Raw genomic sequence first — 16,686 nt, 5'->3', positions numbered from 1 at the left:
CCGGGCATTGCGCGCCGACGGCCGGTGAATTCGGTTGATAGCAGCGGGACGCCGAAATAGGATGACGGCATGGAGCAAGGCGAAAGTGCGGGGCCGATCATCGTTTTCGACGCGGAGTGCGTTCTCTGCTCGGCCAATGCGCAATTCGTGCTTCGCCACGACCATGCCCGCCGCTTCCGGCTCGCCTCCATGCAGAAATCGACGGGTGCGGGGCTCTACCGCCGCTTCGGCATCGATCCGGCAAATCCGGAAAGCCTCATCGTGGTCGATGGCGACCGTCTCCTGAAGGATAGCGACGCGGTACTGTCGATCTATGCCGGTCTCGGCTGGCCCTGGAGGGCCGCAACCGTGCTGCGTTTCATTCCCCGCTTCCTGCGCGATCCCGCCTATCGCTGGCTGGCGCGCAATCGCTACCGCTTCTTCGGGCGACGCGAGACCTGCTGGGTGCCGTCATCGGGGGATGCGGACCGGGTGCTTTGAAAAGCGTTGTCATTCTCGGCGGTTACGGTGGTTTTGGCGCCCGTCTCTCCCGACGGCTGGCGGCGGATGGCTGGGCGGTGCTCGTCGCCGGTCGCAATGGCGCGGCGGCCGAGCGCCTTGCGGCGGATTTGCCAAATGCGCGGGCGTTGGTGGCCGACCGGAACGCGGATCTGCGGCCGCTGCTGGAAACCCATCGCCCCTATCTGCTGATCGATGCAGCAGGCCCGTTTCAGGGCAGCGGTTATCAGGTCGCCGAAGGCTGCATCGCCTGCGGCGTGCACTATGTCGACCTTGCGGACGCGCGGGATTTCGTCTGCGGCATCGGGCGGCTGGATGCGGCGGCGCGGGCAGCCGGCGTCGTTGTCGTATCCGGCGGATCGAGCGTGCCCGTCCTTTCCGGTGCCGTGATTGCGATGTTGACGGCGGACATGGAGGACGTGCGCTGCGTCGAAATGGCGATCAGCGCTTCCAACCGCGCGACGGTGGGAGCCTCTGTGGCGTCGGCGATCCTCAGTTATGTCGGTCAGCCGCTCCGCCTTTGGCGCGCCGGGCGCTGGTACGGGGAAACCGGCTGGCATCGGTTGCGGTGGGTGAGGTTTTTCGTGCCCGGCCGGGCGCCGATCCGCCGGATGGTGGCGCTTGCCGATGTGCCGGACCATACGATCGTGCCGGATACGCTTCCGGGTCGGCCAGCAACAATCTTTCGGGCCGGGCCGGAGTTTTCCTTCCAGCTCCTGACGCTCTGGCTCCTGAGCTGGCCGGTGAAATGGCGATGGCTCCGATCGCTTTCCCCCTTCGCGAAATGGCTGCTGCCGCTGCAAGGCTTGAGCGCCCGTCTCGGTTCGGATCGTTCGGCGATGACCATCGAGGTGAAGGGATGGGGCGAGGCCGGTGCGCGCGTTCGCCGCTGGACGCTGATTGCCGAAAAGGGGGATGGGCCGGAAATCCCGACCATTGCCGCCCATGTTCTGGCCGATGCCATTGTTGCGCGAACGCTTGCGCCGGGCGCGCGACATGCGGCGGGGGCGGTTGCGCTCGATGACTTCGAACCGCATTTTTCGCGGCTTGCCATTGCCCATGCGACAGAGGACCGGCCCTATGTTCCGCTCTACCGGCGCATCATCGGCCCGGCCTATGACGCCATGCCCCGACCGGTGCGCGACCTGCATGACGTCGTCGGAGATTTGGGTGCTGTGGGGCGAGGGCGGGTCACGCGCGGCCGCTCGCCGCTGGCCCGGCTTGTCTGCGCCGTCATGCGCTTCCCGCCGGAGGGCGAACATGACCTGCATGTCGCCTTCGAGGAGCGGGATGGGGTCGAGCGCTGGACGCGGGATTTTTCCGGCAGAACATTTTCCAGCGAACTCAGTCAGTCCGGCGAACGCCTCGTCGAGCGGTTCGGGCCGATGCGTTTTTCCTTCGATCTGCCATCCGATGATCGCGGCTTGACGATGGTGATGCGCGGCTGGACCGTCTTCGGCATTTCCATGCCGCTCCGGCTCGCGCCGAAAAGCGAGGCGCGGGAATGGGCGGAGGGCGAGGATTTCTGTTTCGACGTGCCCATTGCACTGCCGGGGATCGGAACCGTCGTGCACTATTCCGGCCGCCTGCGCCCACTCTGATTCCTTAAACGAAAATGGCGGCCCAAGCCGCCATCCTGCATGCCTGATGGGCGCGATCAGATGTTGTTCTGCAGGACCTCGCGCAGCGTGCCGAACAGCTCGTCGATATGGTGCTTTTCGATGATGAGCGGCGGAGACAGCGCGATGATGTCGCCCGTCGTGCGAATGAGCAGGCCCTTCTCATAGGCCTTGAGGAAGGCGTTGAAGGCCCGCTTGGTCGGCTCGCCGGCAATCGGAGACAGCTCGATGGCGCCGATCAGGCCGACATTCCTGACGTCGATGACATTGGGGCAATCGCGCAGCGAATGCAGGCCGTCTTCCCAGTAGGAGGCGAGTTCGGCTGCGCGGGTGAGAAGGCCCTCTTCCTTGTAGGTGTCCAGCGTGCCGAGGGCTGCGGCGCATGCGATCGGATTGCCGGAATAGGTATAGCCGTGCATGAATTCGATCATGTGCTCCGGGCCGTTCATGAACGTATCGTGGATCTCGGACGTCACGAAGACGGCGCCCATCGGGATCACGCCGTTGGTGAGACCCTTGGCCGTCGTGATGATATCGGGCTTCACGTCGAAATACTGCGCGGCGAAGGGCGCGCCGAGACGGCCGAAGCCGGTGATGACTTCGTCGAAGATAAGCAGGATGCCGTGCTGCGTGCAGATTTCGCGCAGCTTCTGCAGGTAGCCCTTCGGCGGGATGAGCACACCGGTGGAGCCGGCGACCGGCTCGACGATGACGGCGGCAATGGTAGAGGCGTCGTGCAGCGTGACGATGCGCTGGAGTTCGCTGGCAATGTCGCCGCCATGTTCCGGCTCGCCGCGCGAAAACGCGTTCCTGTCGGGGAAATGCGTGTGCGGCATGTGATCGACGCCGGTCAGCAACGTGCCGAACATCTTGCGGTTCGAGACGATGCCGCCGACGGAGATGCCGCCGAAATTGACGCCGTGATAGCCGCGCTCGCGGCCAACAAGGCGGAAGCGCGAGCCGTCACCTTTGGCGCGATGGTAAGCGAGCGCGACCTTCAGCGCGGTCTCGACCGATTCCGAGCCGGAATTGGTATAGAGCACGTGGTTCATGCCCTCGGGCGCAATATCGACGAGGCGGTTGGCAAGCTCGAAGGCCTTGGGGTGGCCAAGCTGGAAAGCCGGCGCATAATCGAGTTCGCCGGCCTGTTCACGGATCGCCTCGGTGATCTTCGGGCGACAATGGCCGGCATTGACGCACCACAGGCCTGCGGTGCCGTCGAGCACCTGCCGGCCGTCATGGGTGGTGTAATACATGTCCTTGGCGCCGACGAAGAGCCGCGGTTCCTTCTTGAACTGCCGGTTTGCCGTGAACGGCATCCAGAAGGCGCGCAGATCGTTGGGTGTGTTGAGGCGGTTGGACATGCGGTCTCTCCATGATCCTTGACATGCGGGGACGGCCCGGATGGTGATTTTTACCTGATGGTCAAATTAACAACGCGCCGACGGGCGTCAAGCGGTGTTCGCCGGTCGTTCGCGCGGGCGTGGTATCGCCGATTGATAGCCGAATCCGAGGTTCCGGACGGTCAATCCGCTCTTTCGAACGTCAATTTCACGACGAACTTCCCGCTGGCCTTTACCTTGGTTTTCGTGGTGACTTTTACAGGTGCGTCGAAATGCGCTTCCGCCTGGGCAACCGCATCGCGGGCCTTGGCGACTGCCGCCAGATACGAACGGTTATCCCGCTTCGGCTCGTTGGCGATCTCCCTTATGATTGCGTCCATCTCATCGTGGGATTTGCTCAAGGTCCTGCTCCAAAACAAAACGCCCCGGATGGCCATCCAGGGCGTTGCCGATCAACGGATGATAGCACGTCAAGCGATGCGGAGCTTCTTTTCCGAGGCGCTGTTGCCAGCGGCCTTGTAGATGCGGTCGAGCGCATCGAGCACGATAAGGACGGCGTCAGACTTGCTGGAATAGTAGATGGTCTGGGCGTCACGGCGGGTGGTCACGAGGTTCTGTGCGCGCAGTTTCGACAGGTGCTGCGACAGCGCGGACTGGCTGAGGCCGACATGCGTCGCAAGCGCGCCCACGGCGATCTCGCCTTCGACCAGCACCTTAAGGATCAGCAGGCGTTTCGGATTCGCCATGGCGGAAAGAAAGTCGGATGCGACTTCGGCCTGCGCGTGTTCTGCGTCTGAAATCTTGTTCATCTGAAACTCCTTTGGGCGTTTCCGCTTCAAAACATGTGATTTTATGTGAATGCGCTTGTTAGCATATAAGCAAAATACCTCTCATCAATTGCAAGAAATGGGGGTATGTGCACGCATGGCGATAATACCTCTCTCGTAATCGCGGAAAGCGTCCAGGCGGACGGATCGGAAAACGCTTGAAATTCAGCCCGTCGCCCTTGCTTCCCGAAGCAAACGCGCAAGTTCGCTGCGCAGTTCCACGGCCTGATCAAGTTCGCGTGAAAACTCCAGTCGCTTCAATTTGTCACCGCTCGCAAGGTCGATACCGCCGGCATCGAGGCCGACAATGGTCCACTCGCCGTCTTTCGCACCGCAATAGTGGCGGGCATAGATGCCGGCTGCTTCCGCATGATCGCTGTTCATGTGTTCGATGGCGCCGGTCTCCATTTCAGCGAGCGCGCCGCGGGCGGCCGAGTGAATCAGCAGGTCATCGGCGGTGAGCACGAAAGCCTTGCCGAAGCCGCCGTTGAGATGGGCGCGCAGCGGCACGAGCCGGAAGAAGGCGAAATCCGGGAAATCGACATAGAGCTTTGCCTTGGGGTGGCGGCGGACGAATCGCTCGCGCAATGCCGCATGGGCGTCGCTGTCCCGCGCCACCTCCTCGGCCTCGCAGATGACCGTCAGGCGCGGATGGGCGAGTGGATCGCCCTTGCCGGGCTCGCCGGCGAGCAGCGAGGCGCGGGGATCGCGGCGCAACGCCTGGGTGTGGACGGAAAGCGCCGAGACGAGGATGGCCGGCGTGCCGTCCGTATCCGTGCCGGTCAGCGTGCGGCTGGCGAAGGGCGCGCCGCTTTCCGGCTCGATAACCGCGAGTGCGCAGCTTCGGGCCGACCGCAGCAGGGTGCGGGCAAGGCGACGCGCGTCGTCGTCGGTTTCGCGCAGAACGCTTGGTTTATCCTTCTCGGCCATCATGCTTGCTCCGGTCGTCTTTCCAAATGAAAAAGGCAGCGCCCGTTTTCGGCGCTGCCTTATCTAATCCGATCGGGGCGGTCTGTCAGCCGCGACGACGGTGCCGCGTCAATCCGGTCACGACATCCTGTGCGCTGATCGTGCCGATCACCGTGCCGTTTTCGACGACGCCGACATTGCCGGGCGTGCGCGACATGGCGTCGAGGATGTCGACAAGCGGGGTCTCCCGTGTCGCGGTTGCGGTTACGCTGCCATTGGCGGAGGCGCCCTGCTGCATGACGTCCTGCGCCGTCAGCATGGTGATCGGGTTCATGTTCTGCACGAAATCCGCGACATACTGGTTGGCTGGGTTTTTGACGATATCCTGCGGCGTGCCGCACTGGATGATGCGTCCGCCCTCCATGATGGCGATGCGGTTGCCGATGCGGAAGGCCTCGTCGAGATCGTGGCTGACGAAGAGGATGGTCTTTTTCAGCCGGCGCTGGAATTCCAGCAGCTCGTCCTGCAGGCGCGTGCGGATCAGCGGGTCGAGCGCCGAGAACGGCTCGTCCATGAGCAGGATCGGCGCGCCCGTTGCAAAGGCGCGGGCGAGGCCCACGCGCTGCTGCATGCCGCCCGACAGCTCGTTCACCTTGCGGTCTGCCCACTTGGCGAGGTTGACGAGTTCGAGCTGTTCGGCAACGCGCGCCTTGCGCTCGGCATCCGGCACGCCGGCAAGCTCGAGGCCGAAGCCGACATTGTCGGCGACGGTGCGCCAGGGCAACAGCGCGAACTGTTGGAACACCATCGAGACGGTGTGCATGCGGAAGTCGCGCAGCGCCTTGGGCGTCGATGCATAGGGGTTCACGCTGCCGCTGCCGGCCTTCACCTGCACATCGCCGCGCACCACGGGCGCAAGCCCGTTGACGGCGCGAAGAAGCGTCGACTTGCCGGAGCCGGACAGGCCCATCAGCACGAGGATCTCGCCCTCGGTGATCGACAGCGTGGCATCGGCGACGCCGAGCACGAGGCCGGTTTCTGCGCCGATCTCGTCGCGCGATTTGCCCGCATCGGCCATCGCCAGCGCCTTCTGCGGGCTGTCGCCGAAGATGATGGAGACGTTCTTGAAGACGACGGATTCAGTCATCATGCGTCTCCATCGTCGGAAGAGCGGAAGAGGCGGTCGAGGATGATCGCCAGGATCACGATACAGAGACCGGCCTCGAAGCCCATGGAGATGTTCACGGTGTTGAGCGCGCGCACCACCGGAACACCAAGACCCTTGGCGCCGACGAGGGCGGCGATGACCACCATCGAGAGCGAGAGCATGATGGTCTGGGTGAGACCGGCCATGATCTGCGGCGTCGCGAAGGGCAGTTCCACCTTGCGCAGCACCTGGCTCGGCGTCGCGCCGAAGGCCTGGGCCGCTTCGACCAGCGAAGGCGGCGTCGAGATGATGCCGAGGCGGGTGAGGCGGATCGGCGCCGGGATCGCGAAGATCACCGTTGCGATCAGGCCGGGCACCATGCCGAGGCCGAAGAGAATGAGCGCCGGGATCAGGTAGACGAAGGTCGGGATCGTCTGCATGAGATCGAGGATCGGCCGGAGGATCGAGTAGAACCACGGCCGGCGCGCGGCGGCGATACCGAGCGGCACGCCGACGACCATGCTGACGCCGGTCGCCGCCAGCACGAGCGCCAGCGTCTCCGTCGTTTCCTTCCAGTAGCCCTGGTTCACGATGAGCAGCAGGCCGAGGAAGGTGAAGACCGCAACGCCGATCGAGCGGCGGAAATACCAGCTCGCGCCCGTGACGAGCAGGATGAGCGCTATCGCATAACCGAACTTGCCGCCGGCACTGGAGAAGGGGCCTTGCAGCACGAAGAGCACGGCATCGATGCCGGCCTGCAGGAAGACCTTGAGGAAATCGAACAGTCCCTTGCCATTCGTCGTCAGCCAGCTGACGGCTTCCTTGGCGATCGGACCGATCGGAATTTTTGAGACGGTAAGCCAATCCACGAGAGTATGTCCCTGGCTGGAGTTCGACGATGCACGCTAGATTCGCAAAACGTGGCAAGCAAGGCCGCTCGGGCCTGCTTGCTGGAGTGCAGTATCCGGAGGCAAGAAGGGCGGGAAAGTTTCCTCCCCGCCCTTTTTCGGTCTATTAGAGACCGAGTGCCGTTTTCACAGCCGGCAGGGCCTCGCCGCTGCCGTCCTTGGTGGTCACGCCTGCAAGCCACGGCTCGATGGCCGCAGGATTTGCCTTGATCCATTCGGTCGCCGCCGTTTCCGGATCCTTGCCGTCGTTCAGGATCTTGCCCATGACCTGGTTTTCCATCTCCAGCGAGAACTTGAGGTTCTGCAGGAACTTGCCGACATTCGGGCATTCGGTGGTGTAGCCCTTGCGTACGTTGGTGTAGATCGTCGCGCCGCCGAAGTTCGGGCCGAAGACGTCGTCGCCGCCCGTCAGGTAGGTGAGCTTGAAGTTGGCGTTCATCGGGTGCGGCTCCCAGCCGAGGAAGACGACCGGGGTGCCTTCCTGCTCGGCGCGGGCCACTTCCGCCAGCATGCCCTGTTCGGACGATTCAACGACCTCGAAGCCCGTGAGGCCGAACTTGTCGCCGGAAACCATGTCGATGATCAGGCGGTTGCCGTCATTGCCCGGCTCGATGCCGTAGATCTTGTTGCCGAGCGCTTCCTTCTGCTTGGCGATGTCGGCGAAGTCCTTGATGCCGAGTTCGGCGCCCTTGGCATTGGTCGCGAGCGTGTATTTCGCGCCCTCAAGGTTTTCGCGAACGGTCTCGACCGAGCCGTCCTCGCGGAATGGCTTGATATCGGCTTCCATGGTCGGCATCCAGTTGCCGAGGAAAACGTCGATGTCCTTGTTGCTGAGCGAGGTGTAGGTGACCGGAACGGAGAGTACGGTGGTTTCCGTTTCGTAGCCGAGGCTCTTCAGGACGACGGTCGCGGTCGCGGTCGTGGCGGTAATGTCCGTCCAGCCGACATCCGAGAAACGGACCTTGCCACAGCTTTCCGCTTCGGCGGCCGAAACATGGGCGACGCCAAGTGCGAGGACGGATACGGCGGCGGCAAGAAAGGTCTTCAATGGTGATGCAGTCTTCATTTTATAGCTCCCCTTATAACTGGTTGTTTAGCCAATCATCAAAACGATATGCTTTCAAGCGCCTTGGCGTAACCGGAAGCTGCTGAATCGTCCAATAAATTTCGGGCCGGTTCGCAATTGTGCACATGGATGTCGCAACGGATGGGCCGCGCTGTTTTCTGTGGTTTTCCGCCCTTTCCGGCTGGAAAATTGCGCCTTCCCGCGTCATGAGGCAGGGACGGAGAAAATCATGGCCAAGCTCTATTTCAGTTACGCGACGATGAACGCGGGCAAGTCGACATTGCTCTTGCAGGCGTCCTACAATTACCGGGAACGTGGCATGCGCACGGCGATCTTCATCGCCTCCTTCGATGACCGCGCCGGCCAGGGCCGCATCTCCTCGCGCATCGGGCTGACCTCGGATGCCATCGCCTTCGACCACACCGACGATCTCTACCGCCACATCGAAGAACTGAAGGGCGACGGCGATGGCGACATCGCCTGCGTCTTTATCGACGAGGCCCAGTTCCTCTCCGAAGAGCAGGTCTGGCAGCTTGCCCGCGTCGCCGACCGGCTCTCCATTCCGGTCATGGCCTATGGCCTGCGCACGGATTTTCAGGGCAAGCTGTTCCCCGGCTCGAAGGCACTGCTCGCCATCGCCGATGAAATGCGCGAAGTGCGCACCATCTGCCATTGCGGCCGCAAGGCGACGATGGTCGTGAGGCTAGGCGCGGACGGCAAGGCGGCAAAGGATGGCGCACAGGTGGAAATCGGCGGCAATGACAAGTACGTTTCCTATTGCCGCCGTCATTGGGACGACATCATGAATGGTGAGTGAGAGCGGCGGGCGGCAAAGGGGACGCAGGATGAAACCGCTTTTGACACTTGCCATCTTTCTCTGTCTCGCTGCCCCGGCTTTTGCCGAGGGCGATGCGGTGGCTGGCAAGATGGTCTTCAAGAAATGTGCGCCCTGCCATTCGACCGAACCGGTCAATCGCGTCGGGCCGACGCTGTCCGGCATCGTCGGGCGACCGGTCGCCTCCATCGCAGACTACAGCTATTCCGCGCGAATGACGGCGTTTGCCGAGGACGGCAAGGTCTGGAACGAGGCGCTGCTTGCCGAATATCTGATGTCGCCAAAGGCCATGGTGCCGGGCACCAAGATGGCCTTCGCGGGATTGAAGAAGATCGAGGATATCGCCAATCTCATCGCTTATCTGAAGGCACCGGCGGGGTACTAGCGGCTTGTGGAAAATTTTGCGCCCGGCCTTGCGGGTGGGCTCGCGCGTCCCACATCTTGTGCGGGGCAGGTTCCTATCTGTCTGAAATCGTATAGTGTTGCTGCGATGGAATAAATCGGACGGCGCAGACGTCTGCCGTGGAGAGTTTTAAGGGGACAAGGCATGGCCACACTTCAGAACTTCGATGCGGAAATCGAGAAGACGCGCAGCGTCGTGAACCAGATGCGCAGCAAGATGGATCAGTCGAGCACCGTGCTCGACCAGTTCGCCAAGGCGGACACCAAGCTCGGCGACGTCAATTTCGACATCGAGAACGCCCGTATCTCTGACGTCATCAACCAGCAGAAGGTGATGGAAGGCAACATCGCCGACCTCATCATCGGCCTCGAAGACGCGACCAACATTTTTGGTACCGAATTCGAGAGCATGAAGAGCTATACGGGTTACGAAAAATTCATCGGCATCTTCTCCAAGCAGAAGATGCAGCGCATGCGCACCGACCGCGTGCGCAACATGTCGCTCGCCGGCAATCTTCAGGAACTGCTGTCCAAGTCCGACACGATCGTCGGCATCCTGAAAGAGCAGAAGTCGATCCTCGACCAGCGCTACAAGACCTCCGAAGCGAGCCTCGTTCAGGTTATCGAACGTCGCAAGGGCACGATGGTGAACCTTGAGGCGACGCAGAAGCGCATCGAGGAACTGAATCCGCTTCTCATGGACCTCGAAAACCGCATCGCCGCCTCCACCGACCAGAAGGCGCGCACCGACCTCGAAGGCGAGCGTTCGGCGCTGGCGACCGAATACAACCAGATGCAGGCAAAAGAGCAGGAGCTTCTGGCCGAAAGCCAGACGCTGGAGCGCTACACCTCGATGTTCCAGACCTTCGTCGATTCGTTGAACAACCAGATCGCCGCGCAGAACACGCTGATCAACAAGCTGACGATCGATACCGAGCAGCGTATCGTGCTCTACAAGGCGCTGGAGGATTCGCTGAAGACGGCCGCCCAGCAGGACGTCGCGCACAAGATCAACACGCTCGGTTCGCAGGTCGATACCGCCGCGGAAGAGACCATGGCCGGCATCGGCTCGGCGGCGCAGCGCCATATCGGCGACCTTCTCGAAATGCACGAGAAGAACATGCTGTCGACGCAGGACATCCAGCGCCGCAAGAAGCTCGCCGACGATGCCTTCGCCCGCCGCTTCCAGGCGGTCATGGATAAGCACAACACTGCGAATTACGTGAAGCAGTGATAGTCTGCATGCCGAGGTCGCGTATCGTGTCACCCTCCTTTGCCCTGCCGGGCATCTCCCCCAGAAGGGGAGAGATCGGCGAGCGGCGCAGGCACTGCATTCAGCGCGACGTCAATCATCGGCGAGGCGTTCGCCCCATCCAATCTCCCCCCGTGTGGGGGAGATGCCCGGCAGGGCAGAGGGGGGTATTGCCCGCATACACGGGTAACGGGGTATCTGCCCAATGAACGTCCCCGCCGACAGCGCCATCGCGCAATATTTCTCGACCATCCGGTCGGCCCTGGGTGGCCTTGAGATCTTTCTGGCAGATCGCAATTCGCCGCTTTATCGCAACAGCGTGGTGGGTGAGGTCGTCGTGCCCTATCTGGCGCGGCTGAAGGCCTCGTTTGCCTGCTGGGAAAACCGCATCGGCTTCGTCCAGCAGTTCCGCGTCTCGCGGGCGGAAAGCGGATTTCCGGTCTACCAGAATGTGCTGGAGCTGGAAAACGACCGGCAGAGCGCGGAAAAACGCCTCGCGGCCATTCCGAATGCCGACCAGCTTCGCGGCGAGATGGCGGATTTCATCCTGCGCCAGAAGGCCTTCCCGAGCGATCTCCAGTCACGCATGGCCGAGCGGCTCTATCTCGAGCAGATCGGCAAGGGCGACATTTTTTCACCCTTCGTGCTGCCGGAGACGATCCGGGTGGCGGTCAACCCGAAGACCATGCGGCCCTACTACGTCGTCTGCTGGGGTGCCTTCGATGGCACGGCGACGCTGCCGATGGTCTATATGGCGACGATCGAGGATTCGAGCGAAAACGTCATGAAGATGCTGGTGGGGCAGGACGGCAAGCTCAACCCGGAGGTGGATATTCCGCTGCCGGTCGGCGGCCTGCTCAACCCGGAGCTTGCCAGCCGCTTCGACGATTTCACGCTGAAGAACAGCGCCTATTCGCTGACGCCGGTGACGATCGCCACCAATCTCGACAAGGATTTCCCGACGTTGCATCCCAAGCAGTTGCGTCGCATCGTGCTTGGGCCGTTCTATTCGGCCGGCATCACCGAGAACAACGAGCGCGTCAACGAAATCCTCTCCAAGGTGCGCAAGCCTGAAAATGCCTGGCTGCTGACCTGGACGGTGCAGGAGGTGTTCTCCAAGGCCGAGCGTCCGGCCCAGAAGGGTTTCTGGAGTTCCACCCCGGCGCAGGAAGAATTCCACATCGAGACCGACGACCTCGAAGCCGCCCGCATGGGCGTCAGCGCATATGAAAAACATGCGCTCGTGCCGCATGATGCCTACCAGGCGCTGTATGCGGCCGGCGAGACCGCCGGCATCTTCGGCGCCTACAAGGTACATGTGATTTCCGGAAACCAGGTGATCAGCGAGGGCTAATTCATGAGCCTCAATGCCGGACTGACGACGATCCACGAAGACGATATCGCCAAGCATCAGGCCATGGCGCAGAGCCTCGTCACCAAGCTCGTCATCCTCGAAAGCGAGGACGGCAAGAGCGGTACGGCGCTCGCCGGCACCGGGCGACGCTTCGTCTCGACCGTTTCCACCGCCGGCACCCGGCGCACGCGCGAGGTGGAGCTGGCGAAGACAATCCAATCCGTGCGCGTGGCCGATCCGCTGCTTTCACCGCAGCAGCATGCCGTGCTTTTCCGCGCGCGGCGTGGCGTGCAGGTGGCGCTGGCGGTGACGGACGCGTTTTCCCGCCAGACCAATCTCGAAGGCCTGCAATCACGCAATCTTTCCTCGCCGCTGGCTGGCGACGAGGCAAACCAGTTCAAGGCGCTGCTCGCCGCATCCGCCTATATTGCCGCCTTCACCTTTGCTGCCTATCTCGGCGCGACGCTGCTGGGCGAGGGGGAGCCGGTAGAAGACGGTGGCGAGCCGGATTATCTGTTCGATACGCCGCAGGATGCGCTGAAGAGCATGGTCGCCGGCCTCGACCGCACCATTGCCGGCGCGCCGGACGATGCGGCGCTCGTCAGTCGAGCACGCGCTTTTTCTCGGGTCGCGATCGAAGGGCTGATCGGGCGCCGGGCGCGCTTCACCGGGCTTGCCGGTTTCGAGAACGCGCATATCCGCATCGAGCAGGATGATTTTACGCTGTCCGGCTTCGATGTCGCGCCCGGCCAGAAGCGCAAGCCGCTGGTCATGACTTTCAAGAAGCCGGAAGAGATCATCGGCAACCACATCGCCAAATATCAGGCGATGAAGCTTGCCAAGATGCTCGTCGCCTATGATTTCGAGCGGCAGCTCAACCCCTTCGTCGAGCTCGGCGGCTTCCTCTTCACCTTCATCGGCGATGGCATGCCGGGCACCGGCAAGACGATCCTCATTCAGATGCTTGCCGGTCTCGTCAACGATTACTGCGAGATCGCCGGGTACGCCTTCCACTACGAGAATTTCGGTGTCGACCAGATTTCCTCCTACCAGGGCAAATCCGGCCAGAACTGCAAGGAATTCGTTAACAATGTCATCAACCCGAAGGCGATCGGCTTCGGCACGATCGACGATGTGGATCAGGTGGCTGCCAAGCGCTCAGACGACCGGGCATCGGCCGGCCAGCACGAGGTGACGGCAGTGCTGATGGAAAGTTTTGCCGGCGCATCCACGGTCATCCGCGGCAACTGCACCTTCGGCATGTTCTCCAACTATCCGGAGAATGTCGACGATGCGCTGCGCCAGCGCGCCGGTGCCCGCTGGCTGGTGGACGGGCCGCAGACCGAGGACGATTACATCGACATTTTTGCCATGCTGGTCGGCAAGAACCATTCGATCCCGCTCGGCGAGCACAAGCTGTTCGAGGGGCAGGAAATCAAGCGTGCTGTTTCCACCTCCTATGAGCAGCATGCCAGGCCGCAGGAAGACGGCCTTCTCGCCGTCTGGGAAGCGCATGAGAAGGAGCACGGTGCGGTCAAGTCGCTCGCCGATGTCGGCGCGTATCTCCACCGCATCAAGATCGCCGAGCCGCGCTTCACCGGCCGCGCCATCAAGAACATCACCGACGCGATCAAGATGCGCGCCATGGACGTGGAGCTGCCGGACGACTGGTTCGCCACGCCGCAAGCCTTCATGCACAAGGGCTATGACGAGAAGAAGGCGATGATCGAGGAGCTGCGCGGGCCGATCTCGATGGAAATGGTCCTCCAGGAGATCAACCGCTACGCCGACTCGGAATTCCGCTACACCGACAAATCCGACGACGCCGCCGTCACCGACATCATCCGCCGCGAGCGCCAGCGCGAAAAGGCCGTGCGTGAGATCGAGGCGATGAAGGCGGACGGGCGGTGGTGAGAAAGCACGCATGAAACGCCTCCTCGAAGCCGAATTGATCTACGGCCGGCTCTTGCCGGTGGATGAGCCGCATCTGGTCGAGCGCTACAACAAGGCGCTCGACGGCTTCGGCATCCGTCGTACGGCGCTGACGAACTTCCGCATCGACATGACCGGCTTTTCGCCGGAGATCGCCGACGAGCTTGGCGACCGGGACTATCTCGACCCGAACCGCGTCAACCGGCGGTTCGTCATCATGACGCCGGAACAGGTCAATCTGCCGGTCGTGCATACGAGCTTTTCCAACACCGCCGCGTTGATGCACGAGTTTTTTTCCGCCAATGCGCGGGCGATCAATGCGATCACCATCCGCGATGCGCTCTATGGCGAGATCGAGGACTCGGTGTCGGTCGTCAACGATATCGACGACCTGCTGTCGATCAACGAGGTGCACTTCAAGGTGCTGTCGGCCGAGGACATGCTCGGCAAGGCGGGCGAGCTGCGCGCGCTCGTCGATCGGCTGAAGACGGTGCCGACTGCCTGGGCCGACGACGCCATGCTGAACCGCATGGTGGACCTTGCCAAGCAGACCGGCGATATCAGGCAGAACGCGCTGGTGCCGGACCAGCTGGTGTTCCGCCACGAGGCCTTTTGGGCAAACCATTTCGGCGGGGTCTATGTCTTTCTCGACGACAAGACGACCACCGTCATCTGCGATCCGACCGTGCCGGGCTTCCGCCGTTCGCGGCCCTGGCAGGTGAGCTACATCGCGCTCGACGATCCCAAGCGCATCTTCGATTTTCTCGCCTCGACCAAGCGGCTCGAGCTGCCGCGCGCATCCTGGGTGGAGCAGTCCGGCCTCTTCCAGCATCGCGCCGACATGACGGTGGTCAATCTCGTCAACCAGGGTGACCCGACCACGGACATCGAGAAGGCGGACCGCATCTGGTTGCAGACCTGGATGCACCGCAACGCTAATCTCGTCGCCCGCGACGGCACCTATCCCTTCCTGCAGGAGGCGATCCGCACGGTGGCCGCGACCGGCGAGATCAAGATCAACGAGGTCCCGGCCGACAAGCGCTTCCTGCTGGTGCGCGCCGCGCCCGACCATCCCGACCAATGGTTGGTCAACCGCCTGATTTCACAGATGGTTCCCTACGATTTCGTATCCCGCTTCGTCTTCGACAAGCAGGGTTTTTACGCTGCTTACGAGCAATATAGCGAAAAGTTCCGCGCCTACGTTGTTGCGACGTTGACGCGGACCTATCTGCAAGACAAGGCTGCTTTCCGCAGGAAACTGTTCGGCATCAGAGAGGACGACACCAATGCTTGACCCGATCGTCGCGTTTTTCCAACGCATCTTCGCGGCCATCGGCCGGGGTATCGGCCTCGTGATTGCCTGGATCCTCTGGCCGTTCATCACGGCGGCGAACTGGTACAAGGCCCGCAGCTGGATCATCAAGGGACCGATCGGCATCGGCCTTCTCCTGCTTTTCGGCTTCTACGCCTATTTCATCTGGCAGACGCAGGCCTGGAGCGGTTTCAATCCGGACTACGTCAACAGCTACAATTTCGCCCAGCGCAAGCAGGATGCGGGCGTCAACACCACGGGTGGAGCTGCCACGACACCGGCTGTCGGCGAAGCGGCGGAGCCGGAACCGAAGACCTGCGTGCGTTCGGCGATCGTCGAGGTGACGGCCGATCTCATCGACTTCAACGTCAACCAGAACGCCTGGATTTCCTCCATGCTGCTCTATAAGACCGGGCTCTTCGGGCTCGATTGGGACAGCACGCCCTGGCTCGACAACAAGGCGGCCTTCCAGCGTGGCGTGAACCAGACGATCCGCCGCACTGCCGTGGAGCTCGTCGATGCGCTCGGCCGCGTGCGCGGCACTTCCGGCATCAATGCCGACCTGCAGCGGGCCCGCGGCAACATGCAGTTCGACGAGGAAACCTGGTATTTCGGCTCGGATTCACTGCTGCCGAAGACGCCGACGCCGAACTATTACCGCACGGCGATGGCGGACCTGCGCAAGTTCAACGCGGCGCTGGAAGCCTGCGATGCCATTTTCGACGGCCGCTCGGACAATCTGATCGAATTCCTCGACCGCATCTCCAACGATATCGGCTCGACCTCCGCCATCATCCGCGAGCGTTCGGAATTCCACAACGGCGGCTGGTTCGATACGCGGGCGGATGATCGCTTCTGGTTCGCCTATGGCCAGCTCTACGGTTATTACGGCATCCTTTCCGCCGCGGGGGCGGATTTCGACGCCGTGATCAAGGCGCGCGGCATCGAGCCGCTCTGGACGGAGAGCATCAAGCAACTGCGCTCGGCGCTGAATATCCAGCCGGCGATCATCTCGAACGGGCGCGAGGATGGCTGGATCATGCCGACGCACCTTGCCACGATGGGTTTCTATATCCTGCGCGTGCGCTCCAACCTCGTTGAAATGCGCGACGTGCTGGCGCGCTGATTCGTTCACAACTTCAAGGCGGCGCGCATCCCCGGATGCGCGCCGTTTTCGTTTCGGGCGCAAATTAATCGGCATATGTCGTTTCTGGTCTATCGCGCGGCAAATTACGGCGTGGCGCGGCGGGCGGCTTCACGATGAAATGGCGCGGCAAGACAA

At 62.3% G+C, this 16,686-nt stretch carries 16 protein-coding genes; 9 read left to right on the top strand and 7 right to left on the bottom strand.

Features of this window, described 5'->3' with window-relative positions; translation table 11 throughout:
* Positions 1-69 precede the first annotated feature (69 nt).
* Positions 70-480 (top strand): thiol-disulfide oxidoreductase DCC family protein, encoded by a 411-nt coding sequence (locus tag MUO32_RS14790; protein WP_257949083.1) that lies wholly within the window; start codon positions 70-72, stop codon positions 478-480.
* Positions 477-2,099, top strand: coding sequence for an SDR family oxidoreductase (locus MUO32_RS14785; RefSeq protein WP_257949082.1), 1,623 nt, complete (start codon positions 477-479; stop codon positions 2,097-2,099). The genes MUO32_RS14790 and MUO32_RS14785 overlap by 4 nt, the downstream gene beginning before the upstream one ends.
* Before the next feature lie 56 nt (positions 2,100-2,155).
* On the opposite strand, the gene MUO32_RS14780 is transcribed toward MUO32_RS14785, so the two are convergent.
* The 7 genes from MUO32_RS14780 to MUO32_RS14750 all read right to left on the bottom strand — a co-directional run bounded on the left by MUO32_RS14780 (position 2,156) and on the right by MUO32_RS14750 (position 8,317).
* Entirely contained in the window at positions 2,156-3,481 is a 1,326-nt protein-coding gene (locus MUO32_RS14780; RefSeq protein WP_257949081.1) for an aspartate aminotransferase family protein, read from the bottom strand.
* A 161-nt stretch (positions 3,482-3,642) separates the two neighbouring features.
* Positions 3,643-3,861, bottom strand: a complete 219-nt coding sequence (locus MUO32_RS14775; protein WP_257949080.1) for a hypothetical protein — start codon at positions 3,859-3,861, stop codon at positions 3,643-3,645.
* Between the two features lie 69 nt (positions 3,862-3,930).
* Complete coding sequence (locus MUO32_RS14770; RefSeq protein WP_257949079.1) at positions 3,931-4,269, bottom strand: helix-turn-helix transcriptional regulator; 339 nt, start codon at positions 4,267-4,269, stop codon at positions 3,931-3,933.
* A gap of 183 nt (positions 4,270-4,452) precedes the next feature.
* On the bottom strand, positions 4,453-5,217 hold the full coding sequence (locus MUO32_RS14765; RefSeq protein WP_257949078.1) for a HugZ family protein: 765 nt from the start codon (positions 5,215-5,217) through the stop codon (positions 4,453-4,455).
* An 85-nt stretch (positions 5,218-5,302) separates the two neighbouring features.
* A complete protein-coding gene (choV, locus tag MUO32_RS14760; protein WP_257949233.1) occupies positions 5,303-6,343 on the bottom strand; it encodes a choline ABC transporter ATP-binding protein in 1,041 nt (346 codons plus the stop codon).
* The gene (gene choW / locus MUO32_RS14755) at positions 6,343-7,212 is read right to left on the bottom strand and encodes a choline ABC transporter permease subunit (protein ID WP_069058023.1); all 870 of its coding nucleotides are present in this window, start codon (positions 7,210-7,212) and stop codon (positions 6,343-6,345) included. The genes choV and choW overlap by 1 nt, the downstream gene beginning before the upstream one ends.
* 145 nt (positions 7,213-7,357) lie before the next feature.
* Positions 7,358-8,317, bottom strand: a complete 960-nt coding sequence (locus tag MUO32_RS14750; RefSeq protein ID WP_257949077.1) for a choline ABC transporter substrate-binding protein — start codon at positions 8,315-8,317, stop codon at positions 7,358-7,360.
* 229 nt (positions 8,318-8,546) lie between these two features.
* On the opposite strand from MUO32_RS14750, the gene MUO32_RS14745 reads away from it, so the two are divergent.
* The 7 genes from MUO32_RS14745 to MUO32_RS14715 all read left to right on the top strand — a co-directional run bounded on the left by MUO32_RS14745 (position 8,547) and on the right by MUO32_RS14715 (position 16,530).
* Entirely contained in the window at positions 8,547-9,134 is a 588-nt protein-coding gene (locus MUO32_RS14745) for a thymidine kinase (RefSeq protein ID WP_257949076.1), read from the top strand.
* Between the two features lie 28 nt (positions 9,135-9,162).
* Positions 9,163-9,537, top strand: coding sequence for a cytochrome c family protein (locus tag MUO32_RS14740; RefSeq protein ID WP_257949075.1), 375 nt, complete (start codon positions 9,163-9,165; stop codon positions 9,535-9,537).
* 162 nt (positions 9,538-9,699) lie between these two features.
* Positions 9,700-10,788 carry a hypothetical protein gene (locus MUO32_RS14735; RefSeq protein WP_069058026.1) on the top strand — a complete coding sequence of 363 codons (1,089 nt, stop codon included), beginning with the start codon at positions 9,700-9,702 and terminating at the stop codon, positions 10,786-10,788.
* 223 nt (positions 10,789-11,011) lie between these two features.
* The gene (locus MUO32_RS14730) at positions 11,012-12,160 is read left to right on the top strand and encodes a hypothetical protein (RefSeq protein WP_257949074.1); all 1,149 of its coding nucleotides are present in this window, start codon (positions 11,012-11,014) and stop codon (positions 12,158-12,160) included.
* Positions 12,161-12,163: 3 nt separating this feature from the next.
* Positions 12,164-14,074, top strand: a complete 1,911-nt coding sequence (locus MUO32_RS14725) for an ATP-binding protein (protein WP_257949073.1) — start codon at positions 12,164-12,166, stop codon at positions 14,072-14,074.
* A gap of 10 nt (positions 14,075-14,084) precedes the next feature.
* The gene (locus tag MUO32_RS14720) at positions 14,085-15,386 is read left to right on the top strand and encodes a DUF6638 family protein (protein ID WP_257949071.1); all 1,302 of its coding nucleotides are present in this window, start codon (positions 14,085-14,087) and stop codon (positions 15,384-15,386) included.
* Positions 15,379-16,530: a DUF2333 family protein gene (locus tag MUO32_RS14715; protein ID WP_257949070.1), complete on the top strand. Its 1,152-nt coding sequence runs from the start codon at positions 15,379-15,381 to the stop codon at positions 16,528-16,530. The genes MUO32_RS14720 and MUO32_RS14715 overlap by 8 nt, the downstream gene beginning before the upstream one ends.
* Positions 16,531-16,686 lie beyond the last annotated feature (156 nt).

It is taken from the genome of Shinella sp. CPCC 101442 (genome assembly GCF_024704725.1).
Classification (GTDB): domain Bacteria; phylum Pseudomonadota; class Alphaproteobacteria; order Rhizobiales; family Rhizobiaceae; genus Shinella.
The sequence above is the reverse complement of the archived record's forward strand: the minus strand, read 5'-3'. Positions and strand labels throughout refer to the sequence as shown.

What these genes read in the sequence shown, in the direction of transcription:
- MUO32_RS14790 (WP_257949083.1), top strand. Translation starts at nt 70, where the DNA reads ATGGAGCAAGGCGAAAGTGCGGGGCCGATCATCGTTTTCGACGCGGAG.
- MUO32_RS14780 (WP_257949081.1), bottom strand. Translation starts at nt 3,481, where the DNA reads ATGTCCAACCGCCTCAACACACCCAACGATCTGCGCGCCTTCTGGATG.
- MUO32_RS14770 (WP_257949079.1), bottom strand. Translation starts at nt 4,269, where the DNA reads ATGAACAAGATTTCAGACGCAGAACACGCGCAGGCCGAAGTCGCATCC.
- MUO32_RS14765 (WP_257949078.1), bottom strand. Translation starts at nt 5,217, where the DNA reads ATGGCCGAGAAGGATAAACCAAGCGTTCTGCGCGAAACCGACGACGAC.
- choV (WP_257949233.1), bottom strand. Translation starts at nt 6,343, where the DNA reads ATGACTGAATCCGTCGTCTTCAAGAACGTCTCCATCATCTTCGGCGAC.
- MUO32_RS14750 (WP_257949077.1), bottom strand. Translation starts at nt 8,317, where the DNA reads ATGAAGACTGCATCACCATTGAAGACCTTTCTTGCCGCCGCCGTATCC.
- MUO32_RS14745 (WP_257949076.1), top strand. Translation starts at nt 8,547, where the DNA reads ATGGCCAAGCTCTATTTCAGTTACGCGACGATGAACGCGGGCAAGTCG.
- MUO32_RS14740 (WP_257949075.1), top strand. Translation starts at nt 9,163, where the DNA reads ATGAAACCGCTTTTGACACTTGCCATCTTTCTCTGTCTCGCTGCCCCG.
- MUO32_RS14735 (WP_069058026.1), top strand. Translation starts at nt 9,700, where the DNA reads ATGGCCACACTTCAGAACTTCGATGCGGAAATCGAGAAGACGCGCAGC.
- MUO32_RS14730 (WP_257949074.1), top strand. Translation starts at nt 11,012, where the DNA reads ATGAACGTCCCCGCCGACAGCGCCATCGCGCAATATTTCTCGACCATC.
- MUO32_RS14725 (WP_257949073.1), top strand. Translation starts at nt 12,164, where the DNA reads ATGAGCCTCAATGCCGGACTGACGACGATCCACGAAGACGATATCGCC.
- MUO32_RS14720 (WP_257949071.1), top strand. Translation starts at nt 14,085, where the DNA reads ATGAAACGCCTCCTCGAAGCCGAATTGATCTACGGCCGGCTCTTGCCG.
- MUO32_RS14715 (WP_257949070.1), top strand. Translation starts at nt 15,379, where the DNA reads ATGCTTGACCCGATCGTCGCGTTTTTCCAACGCATCTTCGCGGCCATC.